General features: G+C 53.2%; 2 protein-coding genes. Both read left to right on the forward strand.

Going from position 1 to position 1,295, the window contains the following annotated elements:
- Positions 1-132: 132 nt before the first annotated feature.
- Positions 133-696 (forward strand): hypothetical protein, encoded by a 564-nt coding sequence (locus FYJ85_RS22855; RefSeq protein WP_106051193.1) that lies wholly within the window; start codon positions 133-135, stop codon positions 694-696.
- A gap of 64 nt (positions 697-760) precedes the next feature.
- A partial coding sequence (locus FYJ85_RS22860) for a fibronectin type III domain-containing protein (RefSeq protein WP_206213433.1) occupies positions 761-1,295 on the forward strand: 535 nt, incomplete at its 3' end.

Below are 1,295 nucleotides of genomic sequence, written 5' to 3' on the forward strand. Positions count from 1 at the left end.
TTTTTTGTATTTGCAGTATTTTCTTAAAAAATCGCAAAATATTCGATATTGGATTTGCATTCCTGAAATTATGTGTTAAATGTTATAATCAATAATATTGATCTCAATTATTGATTCAGGAATGTCTTAATAATGATGGATGAACCGTCGAAGGTTTCGGTTCCGGGCGAAGGTGTCGGGTCATGGGAGCTGCTGGGGGTCTGGTGGCGGTTTTTCTGGCGGTATGCGATCGTGTGGGCGCTGCTGCTGCTGGGGGGCGGGTGCATCCTGAATTTTCTGTCCGGAATCCTGTATGATTCCCGGCTGCTTTTCACTTTGACTCTGATTTATTCGTCGACGGCGAATGCGGCAGCTTCGCTGTGCGTTTTCGTGTATATCCTGAACCGGCATTTCAGGAGATCGGCAGTGATGGTGTCGACGGCGGCCGGACGGCCGGTGTTCCGTGCCAAACTGCGCGCCTGGTTTCATTACTACTGGCGTTTTCTGCTTTTTTCCTTCGGAATCGCACTGCTTTCCGGCGCTTTGCTTCCCCTTGCGGCCCGCTGGCTGGGGCAGGAGCCGCTGGCTTTCCTTAAATACTCCAAGTATGTCGGCAATGTTTCGATGATTCCGGCGTCTCTGTTTGCTTTTCAGCTGCTGATGCGCCGGAAGGGCGGAAAGCAGCTGCTGCGGATTTCCACGTGCGGCGGCTGCTGATTTCCTGTTTCCTGTTTGCATTTTCGAAAATCATATAAAACAGCTTTCCCGGAAAGGAAGAGTGATGTTCAGGCGTAATTTATGTTTTGCCGCAGTCCTTCTGGCGGTCGGAGTGTTTGCTGCGGATGTCCGAGCGCCGCAGGAATTGAAACTGGAACGCGCCACCTATCATAAAATTACGATCAGCTGGAAATATCCTGCGGATGGGACGCGGATCGCGAATTACCGGGTTTACCGGGACGGGGTGGAGATTTCGCGGCCCGTCGGGGAGAGGTTTTCGGATGCGGGTGTGCTTCCCGGCCGTTTTTATGAGTACCGGGTGGATGCGGTCACGGTCGGCGGCAACGCCTCCGCGATGTCCGAACCGCTGAAGGTGAAGACCTTCGACTCGGTTGAATTTGCTCAGCATGAACAAATTGAGCTTGTGGTGGATTCGCTGCACGATACGCCGGCGGAGAGTCTGACCGCACTCTCTTTGTTTTCGGCGGTGAAGGCCGGAATCGAAAGCCTGACGGGCGGCGGAGTGGTGATGAACACGTTCGACTCCGAGCTGATCAGCCGGATGATCTCCGACGAACTGGAGATCATCCGGAGCGCCG

Origin of the sequence: Victivallis lenta (assembly GCF_009695545.1) — a bacterium.
GTDB lineage: Bacteria > Verrucomicrobiota > Lentisphaeria > Victivallales > Victivallaceae > Victivallis > Victivallis lenta.